This window comes from Mucilaginibacter sp. Mucisp86, assembly GCF_047324315.1.
Classification (GTDB): domain Bacteria; phylum Bacteroidota; class Bacteroidia; order Sphingobacteriales; family Sphingobacteriaceae; genus Mucilaginibacter.
The window spans coordinates 5,904,096-5,920,037 of record NZ_CP168503.1 but is presented as its reverse complement, the minus strand read 5'-3'; the positions used below and the strand labels follow the sequence as shown (position 1 = coordinate 5,920,037).

The following is a 15,942-nucleotide window of genomic DNA, read 5'->3' as shown; positions in this document are numbered from 1 at the left end:
TGATCAGATAATGCTGTGCTATAGGGCACGCGGACAATAAGCAAGATCATTAGGCAGGTCAATGAATTATCATCTCTTTCATGGTTTGTTTATTTTTGGTTTAAACAAAACTGACTTAAATGACCTGTTTGGAGGGGGTAATATCCTAAAGGAATAGGGTGAAAATCCTAAATCACGATGCGAGGGATGAAAAAAATGGAACTTTTGGTATCGGTGCGTTTTCTTTTTACATTAAGAATAACGCTATAGGTTTTCAGGCATTGTTACTCAAGCCAGGAAATAATGGTGCCCTTAGTCCGCATGCCTGTTTAGTTTTAGGCCCGGATATTGACCTGCGCCCATTCATGAGCCAATGTAAATTAGGTTTTGCTTTAGACGGCAGCAATTTTAAAGCCTGCATTTTTTTGATGGCAACGCTATAGGCATACCTAAGATCTATTTCACAGATAAAATCAGTACCGAAAAATATCCCGAACCAGGTTGTTACCCATGAATTGAAATTTAGCCGATATATTTATACGAAATGGGGGGGTTACATGTTTTTCGATAAAAAAACATTAAAACTAATTGACTATCAAATACATAATTAAATACCAGCCCTAAATTGTGTTAACCTTGTTAACCCCCTTTGTTAGTCGGGTTGTAGCATTCCAATTCGATGCGCTTCCCTAACAATGTCAAAAGGTAAGCGAGGACGCTTACCTTCAAAATAGTTCAAGCGAAAGACGCTTGAACTTGCGACTATACGTTAGAATGCAATAACCCTACTCTGTTAGTAGAATCAATCCAACCCTAAACTATATTGCTTAAGTAGCTGAATAAGAAAAATATTGATACAGTCTCTTTTTAAATAGCAAACGGCTCTTATTTCCGCAAAATCTTATCCATTGCCTTTCCCTTTGCTAATTCATCAATCAACTTATCTAAATAACGGACCTTCTGCATCAGTTTATCTTCAATTTCTTCAACACGATAGCCGCAAATTACACCGGTAATTTTTGAAACATTGGGGTTTAATTGCGGAGCCCCGGCAAAAAAGTCTTCGAAGTTGGTTTTGTCGTCGATATGTTTTTGCAGCATCTTTGCATCATAACCGGTTAGCCAAAATATAATATCATCAACTTCGGCTTTTGTACGGCCTTTTTTCTCCGCCTTTTGGATATAGTGCGGATAAACACCCGCAAAAGACATTTTGTATATTCTTGAATTATCCATTTTACAACTTAATTTTCAGCTTGTCTTTTAATCGTAGTTGTTACAAAAAGCATTAGTCGTTATAAGGGTGTCGGTAATCGCCCCACGGGTGTTTGACCGTACGCTTAAGGGGGATTTGCATCCCTCCTGTTTTCTCCAGCCAGTCGTATAAATCATTGGCCAGTTGCTTTACTGTTTGTTCGTATTCCGGTCTGTCAATAAGGTTGACACTTTCGGCTGGGTCTTTTTCAAGATCGTAGAGCTCATTGGTATCCCATACGCCCTGGTTCCTGATGTATTTGAACCTATCTGTCCTCACGCCATAAATAACCGGTGTCATCGGGAAATCGTATTCCCAGTAATATTCATAAAAGATTTTATCGCGCCATTTAGTAGAGTCTCCCTTCAATAATGGAATAATAGAATTTCCCGGCATGGTAGCTGGCTTCTGCAGGCCGGCCACCTGCAGAATGGTTGGCGCTACATCCACATTCTGGATCATTTTACTAATGGCCTGACCACCTTTAAAAAGCTCCGGGCAACGGGCCAAAAATGGCACTTTAACCGATTCTTCATAAAAATGCCGTTTATCGATCAACCCATGCTCGCCAAAGCTAAAGCCATTATCACCCATATAAATAACCAGGGTATTCTGATCGAGGCCTTCCTGCTTCAGATAATCCATAACCGCGCCAACACTTTCATCAACAGCCAGCAAAGTTTCACAATAATCCCTCACCAACTCTTCTATCGGCTGGTGCGTATGATAAAGATAATCCACTCCGTGCCAGCTATAGCGCTGCTGTTTTACCCACTCGGGCCAACCCAATTTTTTATAGGCATCAGTTTGGGTTTGGTAAAACGTGGACGGTAAGGTATATGGCAAATTTTTGTATAATCCGCGGTGCCTTTTGGCCGGCTGCATTGGCGCGTGTACAGCTTTGTGCGACAGGTACAAAAAGAACGGTTTCGATTTATCCCTTTTTTTAAGCCAGCCAAGCGCATGTTCAGTCAGCAGGTCGGTGATATAGGTAGAATCACCGTACGTTACCCGTTTTCCATTGATATTTAGCGTGGGGTTATAGTATACGCCTTGCCCGCGAAAGCTTTCCCATTGGTTAAAACCGGGACGGGGGTGATCATCATCATCGCCCATATGCCATTTACCAAAGAAACCGGTTTGATACCCTGCCTTTTGAAGATATTCAGGAAAGTAAGTCAGGTTAGGTGGTTCGGGGGCGTTATTATCTACAATGGTGTGTACATGAGAATATGCACCTGTTAATATTGATGCACGACTGGGCGAACATAACGATGTGGTTACAAAAGCGTTTTTAAACCAGGCTCCCTCGGCATATAATTTATCAAGATTTGGAGTTTTGAGCCATGGTACCCGGCCAGTAAAACCCATGAAATCATAGCGATGGTCATCTGTCAGGATAAAGATCACATTTCTTGGCTTTTCACCTTTTATTTTAGATAAGGCTTGTACCTGTTTTTTTACCTGTGCAACAGCATTCCCACTTATCATTGCAAATACCAATAAAAATGTCAATGTGCAGAACACGGGCAAACATTGTTTTGTCTTTAGATTCATAATATACATGTTAGTCTTTTTACGGCCTCAAACCGGATAACCAACCCATCACTATTCGAAATCTAAAGTACTTGGAAAAAATTAATTGAACTTGCTTGCGGTCCATTTTTATTTGGTTTTTACCAAATAATCACCACGGAAGTTTAGAACTGAATTTCAGTTCAGATGTCACCACTTAATTAAAGGCTTGTTTGAACTCCAGCGGTGACAAATCAGTTTTTTTACGAAAGAGTTTATTAAACGACTGTGGGCGTTCAAACCCAAGCATATAAGCTATTTCGCTTACAGACAAGCTGGTGGTGGTTAAATACTCTTTGGCTTTATCTATCAGTTTTTGATGGATATGTTGCTGCGCGCTTTGACCGGTAAGGGAGCGCAACATATCGCTCAGATACCGTGGCGACAGGTTTAACTGACCGGCAAGATATTCAACTGTAGGTAAGCCGCTTTTTAGGCTTTGCCGGCCTTCAAAGTAGGTTGCAAGCAGTTCTTCCATATTGTCCAGCAAGTCATGACTGGCCGCTTTCCGGGTTATAAACTGGCGTTTATAAAACCGGTTACTGTAGTTAAGCAGCACTTCGAGATATGATATAATTACATCCTGGCTAAAATCGTCGATATTGGTTTCCAGTTCGGCACCTATCTGTTCCATGATGTTCAATATAATGCCTCTTTCCTTTTCTGATAAGTGCAGTGCCTCCCTGGTATCGTACGAAAAAAAACCATACTTATTCATATTCCTTCCCAACGGGTAGTTACGCAGAAGATCTGGATGAAACAGGATGGAGAAACCGTAATATTCGACATCTTTGTCAAAGTGAATGACCTGATGAGGGGCGGTAAATATCAAACCGCCCTCATCAAAATCATAATATCCCTGGCCATAGCCAATGCGGCCCTTCATTGTTTTTTTATAGGAAATTTTATAAAAATCAAGCACAAAACTATCCGGCATGGTATCCAGGTTGATAACAACCTTTGTATTATCTACCAAACTGATCATTGGGTGCGCGGGACCACGAAGGCCCATCAACTTGTGAAGCTCGCTGATACTATGGATACTAACAGGCGCCTGGCTTGCTTTTTTCATGATGCTAATTTAAATATTTCCCTGTTCAAAGATCATGTGGCCCAGTTCTTTGCGAAAAGCCTCGGTGCCAACCTCCAACCGGCGGTTATACAAACGATTGGCATCCGCGCCGGCTACATATCGTACCTGATCTTTCCCATCGGTAGCTGCTTTATATACCACCGCCGCAATCTGTTCGGCTGTCGAAAAATTATCTACATTAAACAAAGCGAACATTTTTTGCAGGGCAGCATCGTAGGCCGGATGGCTCACCGGCTCAAGAGAACGGCCACCAAAATCGGTGATGATACCGCCCGGGGCCACTGTTTTAATACCAATATTGAACATACCCAATTCAAACGACATACTTTCGCTCCAGCCTTCGAGCGCCCATTTGGTGGCATGATAAATTGAGGATAACGGAAAGGACAATAATCCCCCCATAGAAGTTGTGCTGATAAACAATCCCTTTTTACGTTCGCGAAAATATGGGATGAAAGCTTGCGTGACACGTATTACACCAAGCAGGTTGGTATTGAGTTGTTTGGTGATCTGTTCGTCGGTATAAGCTTCCATTGGGCCTATAAGGCCATAGCCGGCGTTATTAAAAACTACGTCGATATCTGTGAGTTCAAGCGCAGCCTGTACTGTTTTACTGATCTGATTAATGTCAGTTACATCGAGCGGCAACAAGGTAACATTTTCAAGTTGATTTAGTTCGGTATCCTTTTCCGGGTTACGCATAGTAGCGATTACATTCCAGCCCTGCGCCTGAAAAAGTTTTGCAGTGGCGTTACCCAATCCGGTAGACGCACCGGTAATAAAAATGGTTTTCATGATGTCATAAATTTTATACCACAAAGTTGCCGGATTGCATCATGACAAAAGTTTCCAAAATGAGTATGGTTGTTTCCAAAATGACAAAGCACCGCTTTACTCAGACACTAGACATCAAAGAGGTTGTATCATAAATCAAATTGCGCCCCCTGATGTTATGTTACCAGTGACTTGAAATTTAGCCGATTATATTTACACAAAAAGGGGGGTAACACATTTTCGCGTAAAATCATTTAATTAACTGACTATGAACAATATAAGTAAATATCATTATACAAAAAGGGGGTTAACACTTTTTTGGCATAAAAAACGCCCAATCAATTGATTATCAACAATATAATTAAAAATCGATACAAAATTCTGTTAACCCTGTTAACCCCCTTTTTGTCAGTAGAGTCAACCTAAAACCATGCATATCGCTTTAAGTATCCGAATAAGCAAAAAAAGGCCGTATCTCCATTTATGATACAGCCTCTTTGATACAACATTTAGTAAGGTGAAACGAGAAAGCCTAAACATCAAAAAGTCATTCCCTGTTGCAGGCTTTACATCTCTCCCCTACACAACTGCTATCAAACCGGCGCTTCGTTCTCATTTCTGTAATGCCTTATAAAGTTTCCTCATTTTTTTTGCATCTTTCTCAAGCCTTTCAATGAATTCGTGTACCTTTTTGGCATCCACACCTTCCAGCCTGTCTTTGATCGCCGTCTTAATTTCGGACAACTTTTTTAATTGTTTGTCTTGATCATAAAAGGTAGTATCGCCGAAAAAAACACGTAAATGGCCGCTATTTTTGCTGCGTATTTTTTCGAATTCATCGTTTAATCCGCTTTTTTCTTTGCTCAACAGATTTGCTGCCAGGGCGTCGTAATGGTCAAATGTGATGATGAGACCGGTTATTTCTAATGTAACGTTGTTTAAGTCCATAGGTAGTATTTTGAAAGCAAAGCTAAAAAAAAGAAAGTCGCTTGTTGTGTCAACTGTTGATATAGTATAACTGTGACTTCAGTGTGGCAATTAATATCGACAGGGAGCCTCAATTATTAAAGAACTAAGCCTTCCAATAAAAAAAGTACAGGACAAACCGTGTATATCCTTTTACCGCATAAAACCGGATATTTTGCCGGTACAAATATCGGCTCAAAACCATGATTTTACGTATCCCTGACAGGCGTTGCCCGTCATTGGAATATAATCACCTATATTGCGGTTATGGAAGAGGAAAAGCAGCTTTTGGATCTCAGCGATGTGAAACTAATGGTCAATTCATTTTACGATAAGGTGCAGAAAGACGATTTGCTGGGGCCAGTTTTTAACGCCCGTATCGAAGACAACTGGCCGCAACATCTTGAAAAAATGTACGCATTCTGGCAAACTACTCTGCTTGGTGAACATACCTATCATGGTCTCCCTTTTCCGCCTCATGCAACGCTGCCTGTCGGCCCGGCACATTTCAACCGCTGGGTAAACCTGTTTACGCAAACAGTTGATGAGCTTTTCAGCGGTGAAAAAGCGGAAGAAGCAAAATGGCGGGCTGCTAAAATCGCCCAAATGTTTGAACTGAAGGTTCAGCATTTTCAAAGCAGTTCCGGACGGGCATTATTGTAAAAATGGAACATACAGCATCATAAATACGTGGTGTTGGATATTATATCTTCAACAAATCTCCCTCATCTGGCACCTATCGCTTACGCGAGGTTTTAACAAGTTTATTTGATAAATACATCGAAAAGCTGTCCCGGTAATGTTCACCCACGGTAAAACAAAGATTATTGACCATTTTTATGGTACTGCCTTCTATATAGTCGATACAATCTGTAGAGACAATGAACGCACGATGAAATTGTTTAAAGCTGTCCCGCGCACCTACTATATCCATTATATCTTTCAACGTTAGGTAAGCAGTTAACACTTTACCATTTGTAAGATAAATTTTAACATAGTTTTGTGCACTTTCAAATGCTACAATCTCGTTATATCTCACTCTGATGATCCGCAGGTCCTCTTCTTTGTTTTTCACCAAAAAATAATCGTCTCCGGAACCGGCATCGTTTGCTTTCTCTCCGGGCATTACCGGGAATAAGCGGTTGATGGTCGTTGAAAACTTTCCGAAACTGAATGGTTTGAGTAAAAACGCATCGCCTTCCACTTCAAAAGCGTCAAAAGCATATTGGGAATGCGAGGTGGTAAAAACCAACTTCTGTGTTTTTGACCTCAACGCCCGGGCCAGTTCAATACCTGAGATATAAGGCATATCGATATCCATAAAAAGCAGGTCTAACTCATTAACCTGGCCAACCTGTTCCAATGCCTCCTGCGGATTGGTATACACCCCGATTACATCCAGCCGAGGTAAAAGTTCTATATATCTTAACAGAGAATTGACTGAAAATTCTTCGTCATCAATTATAGCGCATCTTAGCATAATAAATGGTTTACTATAATCTATTTTATACACCGGTAATTAACGCCGGTTATTTTAACTAACAAAAAACATTAAAAACGGTCTTCGGGCGTATAATTATGATGCCCAGCCTAAATATTACATATGCCGGTAAAGCTTCATTATTACTATCCCGGATTTTTTATTCAAAAAATATTTATATCCGGCAAATCAATGTCGCAATTTATCCGTATAAAAATTAATAAGTGCAATATTTATACAAAACGTTATACTTTCTACATAAACAGGGTAATTTTCTTTACTGGTTTTTGTCAAAAAACAGCAATAAGTATGTTAATGCTGCCTGATTGTATTTTATATTTAATATTTTAATAAATTGAACTGAGTTTTCTATTTGCAAAATGAGCAGCTATAAGTGTATTATAATTGATGACGAGCCTTACGCAATTGAGGGCTTAAAAAAATATGTTAATGATGTACCCAATCTCAAATTACTTAATTGCTATACCGACCCGGTGAACGCTTTACTTGACTTTGCAAATATGGACATGGTTGATCTCGTTTTTATGGATGTTGAAATGCCGCGTATTACCGGTCTTGAACTGGCAAAAGCAATAAGGCAGCAAACACACAAACTCGTTGTTACAACAGCCCATACACGCTATGGGTATGAAGCATTTGAAGTTGCCGCCGATGCTTACCTGCTAAAGCCTTATACCTTCTTTAAATTTGCTGCCACTATTGCCAAACTATTTCCCAAAGTAATTGAAGAAGATACTGACTCCGGTGATTTGGACGATTTCTTTTTTGTAAAAAACAAAAATGACAATCTGAAAATAATAAAGGTAAAGTATGCCGAAGTTGTAGCCGTTGAAAGCAAGCAAAACTATGTAATGATTCATACTACTTCAAAAAAGGTGATGACCTACATGTCGTTGAAAGAGATCTCGCAAGTGTTTAACCGGAAACCCGCCTTTGTGCAGTTTCAACGTAGTTTCATTTTGAGCAAAGATCATATTGAAAGTATTGAAGGCAATATGATCAAAATGACCACCGGGCTCGATATTACCGTGGGCGACTATTACCGGAAAAACTTTGCTGCCTTCATGGCCGAAAAACTTATTAAGGCAGGGCGTAAAGACTAATTAAGCCCTGCCTTAATATTACTTTAAACCGCGCGCAGTAAAACTTCCTGTTTTGGTAAAAGTTACCATACTTGTAGTAGGGTCGGTTTCCGTTGAAGGCCTGTTGTTTTTGGGAGCATTGTACACAAAAAGCGTAGTACAGTTAATTTTAAACGATCTGATTTTCATATAGTTTGTTATTTTTTCCGAAACTTATGGCCTTTTTTCACAAAAAGAAAACACACTATACATAACAGTTAAAATCCTATACAAAAGCACAATCTTACATGAAAAGCATTAACCTATTGTGGCTAAAGAAATATAAACATCATATAGTCGCCTGGACGTTATTTATATTGTATGAATCTATTGTAATTGGGCTGGTTACCGGGCAGTTTGGCAATCCGTTAACCTACGCAACGCATTATTTCATTATTGCCTTTTTATTTTACCTTCACGCCCACTATGGCCTGCCATGGGCACTATCATCCACCAGGGCAGCAATATGGAGGATACCGCTCATTTTTATAGGAGAAATATCGCTATTCATTTTAATGTCCTATACAGCTGATGCATTGCTTATTAAGGCCCATATCATTACCGACAGTCCTAATTTTAAACTATCATATCAATATAGTCTTAAAACGTTATACCGGGGGATTTACTTCATTGGGTTCTCAACAGGATATTATTTTATCCTTAGATACACTAATGAAAAACAAAAAACCAGCGAACTTGAGCAGCAACGTTTGGAAGATGTAATTTACAGGCAAAATGCCGAGCAGGAGCTTATTAAAGCACAGAACGCTTTTTTAAAAGCCCAAATCAATCCGCATTTCCTGTTTAATACGCTTGATTTTATATACCATAATATTGTAACGATATCACCGGTAGCTTCAGATGCGGTTATTACCTTGTCAGAAATGATGCGCTATGCAATTGATTCAGATAAAATAGGCGATTACATTTGCCTTGAAGAAGAAATCACCCAGGTAGACAATCTGCTGTACCTAAGCCAAATGCGCAAAAGCAATGATCTGGGTTTCAGGCTTCAAGTTGCGGATGAAGCCCGCAGACTGTATTTGATCCCCCTGGTATTGCTGACCCTGGTAGAAAATATTTTCAAGCACGGTAACCTGACCGAACCGGGACATGAATCGTTGGTGAATATTTTTATTGAGGATGGTATTTTTCATATCGATACAGATAACCTGATTAATAATTCCGGGCCAAAGCCCGGAACCCAAACCGGCTTGATCAACATCAAAAAGCGCCTTGTATATGCTTACGGTAATCTTGTCGATTTTAAATATTACCTGGACGAAACCGATAAACATTTCAAACTTAGTCTTGCCATTCCCGTATCTGCTTTGAAAACGCCCGGCGTGTCTGCAAAACCTTCAAGAGATAATGATAAAGAACGGCCTCATGAGCACGTTGGTTTGCGTTGAAAAGACGATTAACATGCATATGAATAAGATCTGCTATCAGTTGATGTCTTGAAGCCTGGCTTTGCGCAGTATCCATGATGCGCCTGAATAATTTAACATACGCCGAAGGCAAATACCTTTCATCTGTATAGCCTAACTGCGGAAATTGCTTTCTTAATTCAGCATAATCCTGATTAATTTTCCTGAAAGACTCACCACCCATTCCAAATTCCGACTTGAAACTATCGGCCATTGCACGCACAAATTCGATCTCTTCATCCATGCAACCGAGTCCGTATTTAAGCAGCTCCGCCATTAGCCGAATACTTTGATTATACAAATCATTGCCTGATAATGCCTTTTCTATAAGCTTGAGCACATATTTACTGTCAGCAAAAAAGAAGGATTCAATTAACGGCATCCTGTCATAGCCGTAACGGTCGGTTTCGCGGTAATAGGTTTTGATCTGAACGTCGGTTACCACACCGTTTGTAAAATCACGTGCCAGGTATACATTCAATTTCCGGGTCAGGTTCGAACCATTTTCGGGATGTTTCAATTGCAATCTTAACCTGATATGTGGTTTAGGGTCTTCATAACGTATAAAAAACCATTTTGCTACCTCCCATTTCGCATCCCGTAAAAAGAAGTTCAATCTGCCTGTTAAAAGATTATTCGCCCTTGTTGTGCTGCAGTATATTTCAAAATAAATCCAATCGCCGCCAGGCAAAATGTTGCTGCTCTGCGTACTGGCGTTTAATTTATCAATGTTAATTCCATCATACACCTGCTCATCATGAGTATAATTCAAAATATATTCGGCAGCATATCTCTTTCCATCGTTGTCACTTAATCCATCAGCATCTGTGTTCAGCACCTCAGTAATGTATATTTCCTGTTGGATATATTGTCTTAAGTAAATGGCAAATGCATCCATATCGGCGTCAAGCTTCGGATTAAAGCACAAAGTTTGATCGCCAAAACCACTTTTAAATAAAAAGCTAATCCCTTTATCTGTGAGCCATCCTATAACTTTATCTTTTACGTTTTCGGAAGGGCCGGCCCTATATAATGATTGCGGGATCTTCCATGATGCAGGAGCAACTACAATGTCTTTATATATTACCTTGGGATAATGATCAAGGCCAGGAAAAAAATGTTGTATTTTAAAGTTAAGATCAGAACTGATTTGCTGATGCTGCAGATCGCAAAGAAAGCGATACACAGCAAGATCAGAACGGGTATAGTTATATGCCGACGGAATCCGCGGCACTATTCGTTTATTAAGTTGTTTGGACCAAAGGATAATTTCCTTCCCTCTTACAGATACCAGGATCTCATTGAGCTGCAGAGGCTCTTCATGGCATGACCATGTTAGTATTGGCAGTTCATGCGCGTATACCCGACTACGGCGATTAACATTATCTACCTGCTTTTCGGCCTGGTAGGCTATGTCAAAGAAAAGCACATCCGGGTTAGCCTGTTGTTCAATATCGGCCAGCTTCCGGGACATTTGTTTAAATGGGGTGTCGGCTATGGTAAAACGCCCAAGCAATGCATTAGCGGTACATCCTCCGGCGTTTTCAATAACCGGTTTATCATTCCAAAAATGCATTAAAACGCTGAAAGTATTAGGTAACGGAAGAATTTCTCTGGTACCATCGCTGCTAAACTCTTCCAGTTTGATCACCGGCTTACATAAATTATTTAATATAAACTTATGCAGCGCGGTGTAAACAATGGTTTGTTGTGAGGTTTCAGATTTGTTCCCGGCGTGTAATATAACGGGCTTTTCGCCAGTGTACTCCTCCCCCATATCTCCGTAGCCGATACCTAATTCCGGATCAAGGGCAATGGTAAGCGGAACGCTTCTGCCCTCAAACTTCTTTAGAAATGCTCTTGTGAAATCATTTAAGGTACTATTTGCCTGCCCCGGTAAGTGCCTGGCCATGAAACTCAGCATTTCGGGAACGTTCTTAAGCTTTGTTTTATCAATTGTACCTGAAATAACCTCCCTGCTTGCAATGATATAGTCGCCATCTCCATTTGATGCGCGGCAATCTACCCTGCTAAAATAATCAGGACCAATTATGTTAGGATGTTTATCGGTTAGCAAAAGCTGAAGCCCGACCAATTGCCTTAATAAAGCAAAAACGTCCCTCTGCTTTAAACGGTATTCAGAAAACATAAACCTGCAAACATCTTCGTTACAAGCCTTTTTGCTGCAAAACGCTAAAAGCGCGTCAAGTTCTGCAAAACCGGCAACCGAAGCTATTTCAAATTTCCCATCGTTTACCCTGATATATCTGTACTCGCTGCCAGTTTTATAAACAGATGTATTGGTTTGAAACCATCGTATGTTTTCTATCAAGTTAGATATATTACTAACATAAGCATCCTTATGCTGCCAGTTGATGAACCGGTGCAATTGCATCGTGTTGTTTATAGATGCTCTGGTACCGGTATCGCCATCAGTATTCAACAGGGATATTGCTGCAAAGCTTCCGTAGGGAGTAGCACGGTATTTGGCCCTGTTAAAATATTTCCAGATCGAAAACCCAACTTTGTTTAAGCTATTATTCAATTGAACAAAATCCTGGTCATTGATTACCTGGTAAAAATCAGGCGATGCCTCTTTTATCATTTCCTTTAGATGTCCGGTAGTTTGTTCAAGCGTATCGATCAAACTAAATGCTGGCGTGCGGCAAAGGATTTCATTGTGTAGTTTCAGCTTTATCATAGATATTATTTAATAGATATTCTTCTGATTTTTTACGCTAAACAATCATTTCAGAAGGTCTTTACACATATTTTTCTTCGCATAGGCCGGTTTTCGGGGTAAAAAGGGCAAAATTCAGGATATAACACAGCCTCTTTTTAATACAAAAAAAATGCTTCTTAATTAACTTTAATCCAATCGGTTTATCCTCTGGTGCAACACCGGAGACACTAAAAACACCATAAGGGGAACAGCCTGTATCAATTGCACAAATAACGGCAATCCCCTTAACCGGATAAGTAAAGTTTAATTAATGTTTTATAAATGTTGTTGGATTTTTTTAAAAATCAAAAAAGCTAAAAAAAATGAAAAACAAAAACCTTAAAGGCCTGATGGCTTTAAAAATGGCCGGAACCAATGACCGACCAACAGAAGTGACCGTCCTTAACCAGGATGAACTTAATTTTGCCATGGGCGGTAATGTAGCAACTGATTGTCCAAAGCTAACCTCATGTGGCACCTTTGACTCATGCGGTGATAAATGTTTTGCTGACAACGTAACTGTTGGCCTGTAACAACCTCAATTAACCTGAACCATGATCGCACTCTTCAAGATTAATCGCCGCAAAAAGTAAATCCGGTTAAGCGTTTTTTAGAATTATTCAGCTGGACATTTCCGGCTGAACTGGAATACCTATGCCCGAAAACCCTGATTACGAACATGGAAACTTGTTTATCCTTTAATAAAACATAAAAATGAAAAACAAAAATTTAAGAGGCCTGATGGCTACCAAACTTGCCGAAAACAATGCAAAACCAACTGAAGTAAGCATCCTTAACCAGGATGAACTCATTTACGCTATGGGTGGTAATGTTTCAACCAGTTGTCCAAACCTAACGTCATGCGGCACTTTTGACTCATGTACCGACAAATGCTTCGCCGACAACGTGAAAGTAGGTATTTAATTTAGCTATCCTTAGCTGCCTGCATTTCAGATGTTTATATAAAGCATAAACTTTAATTAACCCATCCGGCAACATTTGACATCAGGTAGCAGGCAGCAAGGATTTGCTTAAGGTTTTTCATTTTTTAGGCTAATCTATCACCCATTTAAAATATAACGGACCGGCTCCGGTAAAGCCGAGAAATAACAGTACTAAACAAGTCACAAAAATTTAAAAGCAACAACCATGGAATTTAAATTATCCAAATACGTACACATCAGCAAGGATGAAGACGTGTTGCCCGATGCATTTTATTTGTACGCCACACGTACAGGTGCGGCAATTGAACTGGAAACAAAGTATCACGATGATATTTTACAGGAAAACTGGAGAGCACTGCCATTAAAGGTAATTGATACGCTGATGCTTGCCGAAGCTATTGTACCTACCGAGCAAAATGAACTGGATTACGTGCTAACCTCCAATAAAGAGAACATCAAGGATAACGACAAAAAGTTTTTATCATTCACCATTCAGCCAACGGCCAATTGTCAGTTAGGATGTCATTACTGCGGACAGCAGCACGTAAAGAAAGTTGCATCTACCGAGACCAATGATGCCATCTACAACCGGATCATCGGCAAGGTACTGGCCATACAGGATACTCTGCAAACGCTGTCTGTAAGCTGGTATGGAGGCGAACCATTAACGGGCCTGAGTTCAATAGAACAGCTTTCAAAGCAGCTGATCAACTATTGCAACAACAATAATATTTATTACAGCGCATCTATCGTTACCAACGCTCTTGCATTAAAAATGTCAACTTTTAAAACGCTTGTAAGCAAATACAAGATCACCAGCTACCAGATCACTATTGACGGTACTGCCGAGTTTCATGATCAGCGCCGGATGTTAAAAACCGGGGCACCATCATTTGACATCATCTTTAACAATGTAAAAGAAATTGTGCACTCTGAGTTTTTCAGGGAGAATAAGGCTGATATAAATATCAGGTGTAATGTTGATGCCCAGAACAAGGACAACATCATGACTCTGCTTGAAATGATGCACGAACACGGAATTTTAGATAAAGTTGGCTTTAACACTGCACCTATACATGATTGGGGCGACAATGGCGCGTCGCAAATAAATGGTATATCTAAAGACGACTACGCACAGTTCGAGATAGACGTTTTACTAAAACTCCATAGCTATGGCCTACTGCGTCGGGGAAGGCTTATTCCTTTAAGAAACTACAATGTGTGTATGGTTGCTAATTCTCAAAGCGAGGTTTATGACGCCTACGGCAATGTGTCAACATGCTGGGAGGTTCCTTATACCCCTGTTTATGATAATACGGAATATTATGCAGGTAATCTTCATACCAATCCAAATGTCGACTCGACCAAGGTTATCATGCGTGATTGGTTTAACGAAATACCTACCAACGATACCTGGTGTAAAGGGTGCAAATTCCTTCCTGTTTGTGGTGGTGGTTGTCCAAAACATTGGAACAGCGGTACGGCAGCCTGCCCAAGCTTCAAAAAGAATATTGACGAACGTCTGTTCCTGAGCAAGTTTGTAAGCCTTGATAGTGCACAAGCAACTGTATTGAACTAATCATTAACCTTTAATCTTTTTTGACATGAATTTTCTTGACTACTTCAGCTCAGCAAGCGCCTTAAAGGACACGACTCAGCAACAATTAAAGAGTTACCACATTTTTATCGAATTGTTAACCCAATTTGAAAAAGAGCTTTCAAGTTCTGAATATATGGAGCTCTATTATTTTTATACCCTGTGCGAAAAATGCTTAACCTTTAGCAGACGTAATGAAATAAATTCGGCTTACGCCACATTCAAAACCCTTTCGGCCATTAACCGCAGTACCTTCTCGCCCAATGTGGTAAATGCAGTTGAAGCAAATTATTATTCATGCCTCGCTTACCTGGAATATGTTGAAAAACGTTACGAAAGCGCCATTAACTGCATGGAGGAGGCCTTAAAATTCACTGTTATTCAAAAAGACAAGATGGCCAAATTTGTACCCAGCATTTATGAATTGAATGTTAATATTTTGCGTGTTTTTATCAAAACACATGACACGGAAAAAACCATCGAACTTTTATCGGCAGTTTTGAATAGTGTTATTTACGATATCAATAACAACGCCTATCTCGATCCTTCGTTGAGCGGCCTGTCGCACGCAGAAAAAACAAAGTGGGCCCATCATATCGTTAACAATTCTATCCATGCCTTGTGGCGAAAGTTTGGAGACGAAAGCATAGAGGCTGATGCCATTTACCAGTCGGTATTACAAAACGTATTTCAACCTGAAAATCAGGCCAAAACCACGCTCAACGCCCTGGTTCGGGTATTAAACCTCAATCATCAGTATTTCAATGGCGAAAAAGACATTTTTAATTCCCTAAATGAATCTGACTTTGATGCTATCAGAAACAGTCCGTTTTACCTGAAACGATTGGTGTTAAATAATTACCTGAATTACACTAACGGGCTTGATGAAAATATTGAAGAGCATACAAATTTCACACATTTCGCCGGCATACTAGCTGAACATGGCCTTACTTATAACAAGAAGCCCGTTTATTCCTGATCAACT

At 39.9% G+C, this 15,942-nt stretch carries 16 protein-coding genes; 8 read left to right on the top strand and 8 right to left on the bottom strand.

From position 1 onward, the window contains the following. Positions 1 to 158 precede the first annotated feature (158 nt). Positions 159 to 422 (top strand): hypothetical protein, encoded by a 264-nt coding sequence (locus ACEN9X_RS24790; protein WP_413667680.1) that lies wholly within the window; start codon positions 159 to 161, stop codon positions 420 to 422. Positions 423 to 864: 442 nt separating this feature from the next. Here the strand turns inward: ACEN9X_RS24790 and ACEN9X_RS24785 are convergent, their stop codons facing one another. From ACEN9X_RS24785 to ACEN9X_RS24765, 5 genes are all read right to left on the bottom strand, one after another. Continuing rightward, positions 865 to 1,215: a DUF2200 domain-containing protein gene (locus ACEN9X_RS24785; RefSeq protein WP_413667679.1), complete on the bottom strand. Its 351-nt coding sequence runs from the start codon at positions 1,213 to 1,215 to the stop codon at positions 865 to 867. 52 nt (positions 1,216 to 1,267) lie between these two features. Next, positions 1,268 to 2,725 carry a sulfatase gene (locus ACEN9X_RS24780; protein WP_413667678.1) on the bottom strand — a complete coding sequence of 486 codons (1,458 nt, stop codon included), beginning with the start codon at positions 2,723 to 2,725 and terminating at the stop codon, positions 1,268 to 1,270. A gap of 241 nt (positions 2,726 to 2,966) precedes the next feature. Next, complete coding sequence (locus ACEN9X_RS24775) at positions 2,967 to 3,881, bottom strand: helix-turn-helix domain-containing protein (protein WP_413667677.1); 915 nt, start codon at positions 3,879 to 3,881, stop codon at positions 2,967 to 2,969. A 9-nt stretch (positions 3,882 to 3,890) separates the two neighbouring features. After that, positions 3,891 to 4,700 carry an SDR family oxidoreductase gene (locus ACEN9X_RS24770; RefSeq protein WP_413671156.1) on the bottom strand — a complete coding sequence of 270 codons (810 nt, stop codon included), beginning with the start codon at positions 4,698 to 4,700 and terminating at the stop codon, positions 3,891 to 3,893. A 588-nt stretch (positions 4,701 to 5,288) separates the two neighbouring features. Then, positions 5,289 to 5,624: a hypothetical protein gene (locus tag ACEN9X_RS24765; protein ID WP_413667676.1), complete on the bottom strand. Its 336-nt coding sequence runs from the start codon at positions 5,622 to 5,624 to the stop codon at positions 5,289 to 5,291. Between the two features lie 285 nt (positions 5,625 to 5,909). Here ACEN9X_RS24765 and ACEN9X_RS24760 point away from each other — a divergent pair, with 285 nt between their 5' ends. After that, the gene (locus ACEN9X_RS24760) at positions 5,910 to 6,305 is read left to right on the top strand and encodes a group III truncated hemoglobin (RefSeq protein WP_413667675.1); all 396 of its coding nucleotides are present in this window, start codon (positions 5,910 to 5,912) and stop codon (positions 6,303 to 6,305) included. A 73-nt stretch (positions 6,306 to 6,378) separates the two neighbouring features. Here the strand turns inward: ACEN9X_RS24760 and ACEN9X_RS24755 are convergent, their stop codons facing one another. Continuing rightward, a complete protein-coding gene (locus ACEN9X_RS24755) occupies positions 6,379 to 7,122 on the bottom strand; it encodes a LytR/AlgR family response regulator transcription factor (protein ID WP_413667674.1) in 744 nt (247 codons plus the stop codon). A 380-nt stretch (positions 7,123 to 7,502) separates the two neighbouring features. Between ACEN9X_RS24755 and ACEN9X_RS24750 the strand changes: the two genes are divergently transcribed. After that, positions 7,503 to 8,246 (top strand): LytR/AlgR family response regulator transcription factor, encoded by a 744-nt coding sequence (locus ACEN9X_RS24750; RefSeq protein WP_413667673.1) that lies wholly within the window; start codon positions 7,503 to 7,505, stop codon positions 8,244 to 8,246. Positions 8,247 to 8,264: 18 nt separating this feature from the next. On the opposite strand, the gene ACEN9X_RS24745 is transcribed toward ACEN9X_RS24750, so the two are convergent. Next, positions 8,265 to 8,414, bottom strand: a complete 150-nt coding sequence (locus tag ACEN9X_RS24745) for a hypothetical protein (RefSeq protein ID WP_413667672.1) — start codon at positions 8,412 to 8,414, stop codon at positions 8,265 to 8,267. Positions 8,415 to 8,512: 98 nt separating this feature from the next. Here ACEN9X_RS24745 and ACEN9X_RS24740 point away from each other — a divergent pair, with 98 nt between their 5' ends. Further along, entirely contained in the window at positions 8,513 to 9,676 is a 1,164-nt protein-coding gene (locus tag ACEN9X_RS24740; protein WP_413667671.1) for a sensor histidine kinase, read from the top strand. Here ACEN9X_RS24740 and ACEN9X_RS24735 read toward each other — a convergent pair. Then, positions 9,570 to 12,395: a thiopeptide-type bacteriocin biosynthesis protein gene (locus ACEN9X_RS24735; RefSeq protein ID WP_413667670.1), complete on the bottom strand. Its 2,826-nt coding sequence runs from the start codon at positions 12,393 to 12,395 to the stop codon at positions 9,570 to 9,572. The two genes, ACEN9X_RS24740 and ACEN9X_RS24735, sit on opposite strands and share 107 nt — an antisense overlap. A 344-nt stretch (positions 12,396 to 12,739) precedes the next feature. Between ACEN9X_RS24735 and ACEN9X_RS24730 the strand changes: the two genes are divergently transcribed. The 4 genes from ACEN9X_RS24730 (at position 12,740) to ACEN9X_RS24715 (ending at position 15,936) form a co-directional block, all read left to right on the top strand. Next, the gene (locus ACEN9X_RS24730) at positions 12,740 to 12,949 is read left to right on the top strand and encodes a hypothetical protein (RefSeq protein WP_413667669.1); all 210 of its coding nucleotides are present in this window, start codon (positions 12,740 to 12,742) and stop codon (positions 12,947 to 12,949) included. A 181-nt stretch (positions 12,950 to 13,130) separates the two neighbouring features. Then, complete coding sequence (locus tag ACEN9X_RS24725; RefSeq protein WP_413667668.1) at positions 13,131 to 13,340, top strand: hypothetical protein; 210 nt, start codon at positions 13,131 to 13,133, stop codon at positions 13,338 to 13,340. Positions 13,341 to 13,565: 225 nt separating this feature from the next. Beyond that, entirely contained in the window at positions 13,566 to 14,939 is a 1,374-nt protein-coding gene (locus ACEN9X_RS24720; RefSeq protein WP_413667667.1) for a radical SAM protein, read from the top strand. A 25-nt stretch (positions 14,940 to 14,964) separates the two neighbouring features. Further along, positions 14,965 to 15,936, top strand: a complete 972-nt coding sequence (locus ACEN9X_RS24715) for a hypothetical protein (RefSeq protein WP_413667666.1) — start codon at positions 14,965 to 14,967, stop codon at positions 15,934 to 15,936. The last annotated feature ends 6 nt before the right edge of the window (positions 15,937 to 15,942 follow it).

Excerpts from the sequence above, each read along its gene's own strand:
- ACEN9X_RS24785 (WP_413667679.1), bottom strand. The coding sequence starts at position 1,215 with ATGGATAATTCAAGAATATACAAAATGTCTTTTGCGGGTGTTTATCCG.
- ACEN9X_RS24780 (WP_413667678.1), bottom strand. The coding sequence starts at position 2,725 with ATGATAAGTGGGAATGCTGTTGCACAGGTAAAAAAACAGGTACAAGCC.
- ACEN9X_RS24775 (WP_413667677.1), bottom strand. The coding sequence starts at position 3,881 with ATGAAAAAAGCAAGCCAGGCGCCTGTTAGTATCCATAGTATCAGCGAG.
- ACEN9X_RS24765 (WP_413667676.1), bottom strand. The coding sequence starts at position 5,624 with ATGGACTTAAACAACGTTACATTAGAAATAACCGGTCTCATCATCACA.
- ACEN9X_RS24760 (WP_413667675.1), top strand. The coding sequence starts at position 5,910 with ATGGAAGAGGAAAAGCAGCTTTTGGATCTCAGCGATGTGAAACTAATG.
- ACEN9X_RS24755 (WP_413667674.1), bottom strand. The coding sequence starts at position 7,122 with ATGCTAAGATGCGCTATAATTGATGACGAAGAATTTTCAGTCAATTCT.
- ACEN9X_RS24750 (WP_413667673.1), top strand. The coding sequence starts at position 7,503 with ATGAGCAGCTATAAGTGTATTATAATTGATGACGAGCCTTACGCAATT.
- ACEN9X_RS24745 (WP_413667672.1), bottom strand. The coding sequence starts at position 8,414 with ATGAAAATCAGATCGTTTAAAATTAACTGTACTACGCTTTTTGTGTAC.
- ACEN9X_RS24740 (WP_413667671.1), top strand. The coding sequence starts at position 8,513 with ATGAAAAGCATTAACCTATTGTGGCTAAAGAAATATAAACATCATATA.
- ACEN9X_RS24735 (WP_413667670.1), bottom strand. The coding sequence starts at position 12,395 with ATGATAAAGCTGAAACTACACAATGAAATCCTTTGCCGCACGCCAGCA.
- ACEN9X_RS24730 (WP_413667669.1), top strand. The coding sequence starts at position 12,740 with ATGAAAAACAAAAACCTTAAAGGCCTGATGGCTTTAAAAATGGCCGGA.
- ACEN9X_RS24725 (WP_413667668.1), top strand. The coding sequence starts at position 13,131 with ATGAAAAACAAAAATTTAAGAGGCCTGATGGCTACCAAACTTGCCGAA.
- ACEN9X_RS24720 (WP_413667667.1), top strand. The coding sequence starts at position 13,566 with ATGGAATTTAAATTATCCAAATACGTACACATCAGCAAGGATGAAGAC.
- ACEN9X_RS24715 (WP_413667666.1), top strand. The coding sequence starts at position 14,965 with ATGAATTTTCTTGACTACTTCAGCTCAGCAAGCGCCTTAAAGGACACG.